This is a genomic window from Streptomyces sp. SAS_281 (assembly GCF_052542855.1).
Genome location: NZ_JBMNDO010000209.1, coordinates 1 through 6,515, shown reverse-complemented (window position 1 = coordinate 6,515; position 6,515 = coordinate 1). Strand labels below are relative to the sequence as shown.

Annotated in this window: 7 protein-coding genes; 3 read left to right on the top strand and 4 right to left on the bottom strand. The window is 70.1% G+C overall.

Features of this window, described 5'->3' with window-relative positions; translation table 11 throughout:
- Positions 1-22: 22 nt before the first annotated feature.
- The 4 genes from ACN6LM_RS37285 to ACN6LM_RS37270 form a co-directional block, all read right to left on the bottom strand.
- Positions 23-595 (bottom strand): Clp protease N-terminal domain-containing protein, encoded by a 573-nt coding sequence (locus ACN6LM_RS37285; RefSeq protein ID WP_445069861.1) that lies wholly within the window; start codon positions 593-595, stop codon positions 23-25.
- On the bottom strand, positions 595-804 hold the full coding sequence (locus ACN6LM_RS37280; protein WP_018102716.1) for a helix-turn-helix domain-containing protein: 210 nt from the start codon (positions 802-804) through the stop codon (positions 595-597). Before ACN6LM_RS37280 ends, ACN6LM_RS37285 begins: the two co-directional genes overlap by 1 nt.
- 31 nt (positions 805-835) lie before the next feature.
- Complete coding sequence (locus ACN6LM_RS37275) at positions 836-1,807, bottom strand: zinc-binding dehydrogenase (RefSeq protein WP_445069860.1); 972 nt, start codon at positions 1,805-1,807, stop codon at positions 836-838.
- Between the two features lie 217 nt (positions 1,808-2,024).
- Positions 2,025-3,236, bottom strand: coding sequence for an NAD(P)-dependent malic enzyme (locus ACN6LM_RS37270; RefSeq protein WP_445069859.1), 1,212 nt, complete (start codon positions 3,234-3,236; stop codon positions 2,025-2,027).
- 526 nt (positions 3,237-3,762) lie between these two features.
- Between ACN6LM_RS37270 and ACN6LM_RS37265 the strand changes: the two genes are divergently transcribed.
- The 3 genes from ACN6LM_RS37265 to ACN6LM_RS37255 are packed head-to-tail and all read left to right on the top strand — an operon-like array spanning position 3,763 to position 6,474.
- Positions 3,763-4,731 (top strand): ABC transporter substrate-binding protein, encoded by a 969-nt coding sequence (locus ACN6LM_RS37265; RefSeq protein ID WP_445069858.1) that lies wholly within the window; start codon positions 3,763-3,765, stop codon positions 4,729-4,731.
- Between the two features lie 28 nt (positions 4,732-4,759).
- Complete coding sequence (locus ACN6LM_RS37260) at positions 4,760-5,716, top strand: amino acid ABC transporter permease (protein ID WP_445069857.1); 957 nt, start codon at positions 4,760-4,762, stop codon at positions 5,714-5,716.
- A 5-nt stretch (positions 5,717-5,721) separates the two neighbouring features.
- Positions 5,722-6,474: an amino acid ABC transporter ATP-binding protein gene (locus ACN6LM_RS37255; protein ID WP_445069862.1), complete on the top strand. Its 753-nt coding sequence runs from the start codon at positions 5,722-5,724 to the stop codon at positions 6,472-6,474.
- Positions 6,475-6,515: the final 41 nt, after the last annotated feature.

The following is a 6,515-nucleotide window of genomic DNA, read 5'->3' as shown; positions in this document are numbered from 1 at the left end:
CGGCCGCCCGGCCCCCGTCGCGTCAGCCCGCCTTGCGGTCCTGGCCCGCGCCGCCCTCCCCGTACAGCGCGCGCTCCACGGCGCCGTACGTCGCCCCGTGCTCGGCGAGCACGTCGGCGACCGGGCCGGGCATGGCGGTCAGGGCCAGCAGGAGGTGTTCCCCGCCGATGCACCGGTCGCCGCGCCCGAGCGCGACGCGCAGCGACTTCTCCAGGACCTTCTTCACCTCCCGGGAGAAGGACGGGCGGCCCGCCCGTCGCCGGCGCCCGTCGTCGCCCTGCAGGGCCCCCTCGCCGTGCGCCTCCTCGATGCGTGAGACGACGGCGGTGAGGTCGATGCCGATGTCCGCGAGGGCGTCCGCGTCGGCCCGGCTCATTCCGCCACGTCGGCGGGCCTCCGCGAGCGCGGCGTCGAGGGACTCCCTGCGGTCCACGAGACCCAACGCGGTGATCGCGAAGGAGGCCCGGCCGCCTTCCTGGTCGAGGAGGGCGAGCAGCAGCTGTTCCCCGGTGACCCGGCCGGCCCCGGTGCGCTCGGCGTGTTCCACGGCGCCGGTCACCGTGGCGCGGGCGTCCTTGGTGAATCGCTCGAACATCAATGCCTCCCGTACTTCTTGTGCACGGCCTGCCTGCTGACGCCCAGTTCGGCCGCGATCTCCTGCCACGACCAGCCCTTGGCCCGGGCGCTTCTCACTTGTACGGCTTCCAGCTGCTCCAGCAGCCGCCGCAGCGCGGCGACCGACCGCAGCCCCACCCGGGGGTCGCGGTCGCCCGCCCGCTCGGCGAGATCCGTCGCTTCGGTCATGCTGTCAACGTACGTTGACAACCGACCCTTGTCAACCGTTGTTGACAGTGAGCACGATCTTGCCGAACTGGTCGCCGGCCGCGAGGCGTTCGAAGCCCTCCCGGGCGCGGTCCAGGGGCAGCACCTCGTCGATCACGGGGCGCACGCCGGTGGTGGCGCAGAAGGCGAGCAGGTCCTCCAGCTCCTCCTTGGAGCCCATGGTGGAGCCGACGACCTTCAGCTCCAGGAAGAAGATCCGGGTCAGCTCGGCGTGCGAGGGGCGGTCGCCGCTGGTGGCGCCGGAGATGACCAGGGTGCCGCCGGGGCGCAGCGACTTGACGGAGTGGGACCAGGTGGCCGCGCCGACCGTCTCGATGACGGCGTCCACCCGGTGCGGCAGCCGCGCGCCCGCCTCGAACGCCTCGACGGCGCCCAGCTCGACGGCCCTCCTGCGCCTGGCCTCGTCACGGCTCGTGGCGTAGACCCGCAGCCCGGCGGCCCGGCCGAGCACGATCGCGGCGGTCGCGACCCCGCCCCCGGCGCCCTGCACGAGCACGGAGTCCCCGGGCCGCACCCCGGCGTTGGTGAACAGCATCCGGTACGCGGTCAGCCACGCGGTCGGCAGGCAGGCGGCCTGCTCGAAGCTCAGCTCCCTGGGCTTGGGCAGCACGTTGTACGCGGGAACGGTGACCCGCTCCGCGAAGGTGCCCTGGTAGCGCTCGGTGAGGATGGACCGGGGCTCGTCGGGCCCGACCCCGTGCCCGGTCTGGCCGATGACGGAGTGCAGGACGACCTCGTTGCCGTCCTGGTCGACCCCGGCGGCGTCGCACCCGAGGATCATCGGCAGCTTGTCCTCCGCGAGGCCGACGCCGCGCAGGGACCAGAGGTCGTGGTGGTTGAGGGAAGCGGCCCGGACGTCGACGGTGGTCCACCCGGGCCGGTCCCGCGGGGCTGGGCGGTCGCCCAGCTCCAGACCGTTGAGGGGGTGGGCGGGGTCCAGGCTGGCTGCGTAGGCGGCGAACATGCCGCCGACGATAGGGGGCGGCGTACTGACGCGTAACCGGCTGTGGGTGTGACACGCACCGCTGGTTGCAGGGCTCCGCCCCGGGCCCCGCGCCTCAAACGCCGGCGATGCCGGTCTTGGCCCCTCACCGCCGCACATCTGCGGCGGTGAGGGGCGAAAACGGAGCCCCTCCGGCGATTGAGGAGCGGGGGTACGGGGGCAGCGCCCCCGCAACGCCTCAGCGGCGGGCCACGCCCTCCGCGCGGGCCGCCGCAGCCACCGCGGCCGTGACCGCCGGAGCGACCCGCTCGTCGAACGGCGACGGGATCACGTAGTCCGCCGCCAGCTCATCGCCGACCACGTCGGCCAGCGCGTTGGCCGCCGCGATCTTCATGCCCTCCGTGATCCGGGACGCCCGCACCTGGAGCGCCCCGGCGAAGATCCCCGGGAACGCCAGCACGTTGTTGATCTGGTTCGGGTAGTCCGACCGCCCCGTCGCCACGACGGACGCGTACTTGTGGGCGATGTCCGGGTGGACCTCGGGGTTCGGGTTGGCCATCGCGAAGACGAAGGCACCCGGCGCCATCGAGGCGACCGCCGCCTCCGGCACCGTACCGCCGGAGACCCCGATGAAGACGTCCGCGCCGGCGAGCGCCACCTCCAGGGGACCGGAGATGCCCGCCCGGTTGGTGAGCTCCGCCAGCTCCCGCTTGACGTCGGTCAGGTCCTCGCGGTCCCGGCTGACGATGCCCTTGCGGTCCGCGACGGCCACGTCGCCGAGGCCCGCCTCCAGCAGGAACTTGGCGATGGCCACACCCGCCGCGCCCGCGCCCGAGATGACGGCGCGCAGGTCGCCGAGGCCGCGACCGGACAGCTTCGCGGCGTTGCGCAGGGCGGCCAGCGTGACGACGGCCGTGCCGTGCTGGTCGTCGTGGAAGACCGGAATGTCCAGCCGCTCCTGGAGCTTGCGCTCGATCTCGAAGCAGCGCGGCGCCGAGATGTCCTCCAGGTTCACCCCGCCGAAGGAGGGGGCGAGCCGGACGACCGTCTCCACGATCTCGTCCGCGTCGGTGGTCGCGAGCGCGATCGGCACCGCGTCCACACCGCCGAACTGCTTGAAGAGGATGGCCTTGCCCTCCATCACGGGGAGGGACGCCTCGGGACCGATGTCGCCGAGGCCGAGCACCGCCGTGCCGTCCGTGACGACGGCGACGACCTGCGACTTCCAGGTGTAGTCGTGGACGAGCTCCGGCTGCTCCGCGATCGCGCTGCACACCTTCGCCACGCCCGGCGTGTACGCGAGGGACAGATCGTCCCTGTCCCGGATCGGGACGGTGGACTGCACGGCCATCTTCCCGCCCCGGTGGAGCGCGAAGGCCGGATCGAACGGCTCGTCGGTCGTGTTGTCGGTATTGCTGTCGCTGCGAGGATTGACGATCTCCGCTGCCATGGTGTTGACCCCTTAAGTCTTCATCGTTTGAGGGTGGCCACTCCTGGTTGAGGAGGGGTGGGCGGGCACCGCGTACGTGCCCTGCGCCTGGCGGTTGGCCCGCCCCGGCAGGGAGAGGTACGTACGCGCGGGCGCGCCGCACACGCGCCCTGAGCCCCGGATGAGGGGTGTAAAGGTCTTTCTTACCGGACGGACCTGGTCATGGACGAGTCCATATGCGCTCCGTGACATGACTCATAGTGGGCTGCCATTTCAACAGGTCAGCCTCGTGCCGGGCCTGAGTCCGGCACGCGAGACGCGCCGCAGATCCTCCGGCTGCGAGAGGGAAACCCCATAAAAGGTCCGGCCTTGGTGTACCGGCCTCAAGAGGTTCGGGGATCGCCCGTTACCCGATTTTGACATGCCGGGCCCCCTGTTCGGGCTAATCCGCATGGCAACATGCCGTAATCACACAAGGCGGCGACACCCGACGCTGTGTGCCAATACCGCCTGGCGAACCGTCCCCACCTGCCGGAGGATCCCGAACATGACCGCACGCTCCACCCGCCGTACGGCCGCGAAGACCCGCATCGCCGCGGTCGGCGCCCTCGCGGTCGCGGGCACCATGCTGCTGACCGCCTGTGGCGACCAGACGAAGAACAACGACTCCGGATCGACCAAGGCGAGCACCGGCGCCTCCGCCGGTACGTCTTCCCCCGCCGACCTGCTGCCCGCCGACATCAAGTCCAAGGGCGTCATCCGCGTCGGCTCCGACATCGCCTACCCGCCGGTCGAGTTCAAGGACAAGTCCGGCAAGACCGCGGGTATCGACCCCGACCTCGGCGCAGCGCTCGGCAAGGTGCTGGGCGTCGAGTTCAAGTTCGAGAACGGCACCTTCGACACCCTGGTCACCGGCCTGCGCGCCAAGCGCTACGACATCGCGATGTCGGCGATGACGGACAGCAAGGAGCGCCAGGAGGGCATCGACCCGGAGACGAAGAAGAAGGTCGGCGAGGGCGTCGACTTCGTCGACTACTTCACCGCCGGTGTCTCGATCTACACCAAGAAGGGCGACGACCAGGGGATCAAGACCTGGGCCGACCTCTGCGGCAAGAAGATCGCGGTCCAGCGCAACACCGTCTCGCACGACCTGGCCAAGGACGAGTCCAAGAAGTGCGCCGGCGGCAAGAAGATCGCCATCGAGTCGTACGACACCGACCTGGAGGCCCAGACCCGCATCCGTTCGGGCGGCGCCGACGCCGGCTCGTCCGACTTCCCGGTCGCCGCGTACGCGGTGAAGACCTCGGGCGGCGGCAAGGACTTCCAGATCGTCGGCGACCAGGTCGAGGCGGCCCCGTACGGCATCGCGATCGCCAAGGGCAACGACCAGCTCACCCAGGCCATCAAGGCGGCCATGGAGGAGATCATCAAGAGCGGCGAGTACGACAAGATCATCGCAAAGTGGGGCGTCGAGGCCGGTGCGGTCACCGAGGCCAAGGTGAACGGCGGGTCCTGACCCGATCCGGCACTGAAAGGCATCAGCCGTGACTGACATCAAGAAGACGGGACCGGCCGACGAGCCGCCCGCATCCTCCGCCACGGCGGCGGCACCCGTACCGGAGGCCATCCGGGCCATCCCGGTCCGGCACTACGGCCGGTACGTCTCGGCGCTGGTCGCCATCGGCCTGCTCGCCTCGATCATCTACGCCTTCAGCCAGGGCAGGATCAACTGGGGCGCGATCCCGGACTACTTCTTCGACCACCGCATCATCGACGGCGTGGGCCAGACCCTGCTGCTCACCGCCCTGTCGATGCTGATCGGCGTGGTCGGCGGCGTCCTGCTCGCCGTCATGCGCCTGTCGAAGAACCCGGTGACCTCGTCCATCGCGTGGTTCTACATCTGGTTCTTCCGGGGCACACCCGTCCTGGTGCAGCTGTTCGTGTGGTTCAACCTGGGTCTGGTCTTCGAGTACATCAACCTCGGGCCGGTCTACAAGGACTACTGGTCCAGCTTCATGACGCCGCTGCTCACGGCGCTGCTCGGGCTCGGCCTCAACGAGGCCGCGTACATGGCGGAGATCTGCCGGGCCGGTCTGCTCTCGGTGGACGAGGGCCAGACCGAGGCGTCGCACGCGCTGGGCATGAGCCACGCCAAGACCCTCCGGCGCGTCGTGATCCCGCAGGCCATGCGGGTGATCGTGCCGCCCACGGGCAACGAGGTCATCAACATGCTGAAGACGACCTCGCTGGTGGCGGCGGTGCAGTTCTACGAACTCTTCAAGAACGCCCAGGACATCGGGAGCCAATCCGGCTCGCCGGTGGAGATGTACTTCCTCGCCGCCGCCTGGTATCTGATCATGACCTCGGTGCTGAGCGTCGGGCAGTACTACCTGGAGCGGTACTACGCGCGTGGATCGAGCCGCAGCCTGCCGCCGACCCCGTTCCAGAAGCTGAGGGCCACCGTGCTCTCGGTGGGCCGCCCGAAGGGAGGCATCGCATGACCGCGATGGTGAAGGCCGAGGGCGTCCACAAGTCCTTCGGCGCCGCGCACATCCTCAAGGGCATCGACCTGGAGGTCGCCCCGCGGGAGGTCTTCTGCCTGATCGGCCCGTCCGGTTCCGGCAAGTCGACGTTCCTGCGGTGCATCAACCACCTGGAGCAGATCAGCGCCGGACGGCTGTACGTCGACGGCGAGCTGGTGGGCTACCGCCAGAAGGGCGACAGGCTCTACGAGCTCAAGGACAGCGAAGTCGCCCTGAAGCGCCGGGACATCGGCATGGTCTTCCAGCGCTTCAACCTGTTCCCGCACATGACGGCGCTGGAGAACGTCATGGAGGCGCCCGTCCAGGTGCGCCGCGAGGCCAAGGCGGTCGCCCGGGCCCGTGCCGAGCGGCTGCTCGACCGGGTCGGCCTCCGTGACAAGGCCGGGAACTACCCCTCGCAGCTCTCCGGCGGCCAGCAGCAGCGGGTGGCCATCGCCCGGGCGCTGGCCATGGAGCCGAAGCTGATGCTCTTCGACGAGCCCACCTCGGCGCTCGACCCGGAGCTGGTCGGTGACGTGCTCGACGTGATGCGGGGCCTCGCCGAGGACGGCATGACGATGATCGTCGTCACGCACGAGATGGGCTTCGCCCGCGAGGTCGGCGACGCGCTGGTCTTCATGGACGACGGCGTCGTGGTCGAGTCGGGCCACCCGCGCGACGTCCTGGGCAATCCGCAGCACGACCGCACGAAGTCGTTCCTGTCGAAGGTGCTCTAGGCGGTACGGGGAAGGGCGGTACGGACCACGAGGTCAGATCG

Coding starts and splice junctions, on each gene's coding strand:
- ACN6LM_RS37285 (WP_445069861.1), bottom strand. CDS start 595: ATGTTCGAGCGATTCACCAAGGACGCCCGCGCCACGGTGACCGGCGCC.
- ACN6LM_RS37280 (WP_018102716.1), bottom strand. CDS start 804: ATGACCGAAGCGACGGATCTCGCCGAGCGGGCGGGCGACCGCGACCCC.
- ACN6LM_RS37275 (WP_445069860.1), bottom strand. CDS start 1,807: ATGTTCGCCGCCTACGCAGCCAGCCTGGACCCCGCCCACCCCCTCAAC.
- ACN6LM_RS37270 (WP_445069859.1), bottom strand. CDS start 3,236: ATGGCAGCGGAGATCGTCAATCCTCGCAGCGACAGCAATACCGACAAC.
- ACN6LM_RS37265 (WP_445069858.1), top strand. CDS start 3,763: ATGACCGCACGCTCCACCCGCCGTACGGCCGCGAAGACCCGCATCGCC.
- ACN6LM_RS37255 (WP_445069862.1), top strand. CDS start 5,722: ATGGTGAAGGCCGAGGGCGTCCACAAGTCCTTCGGCGCCGCGCACATC.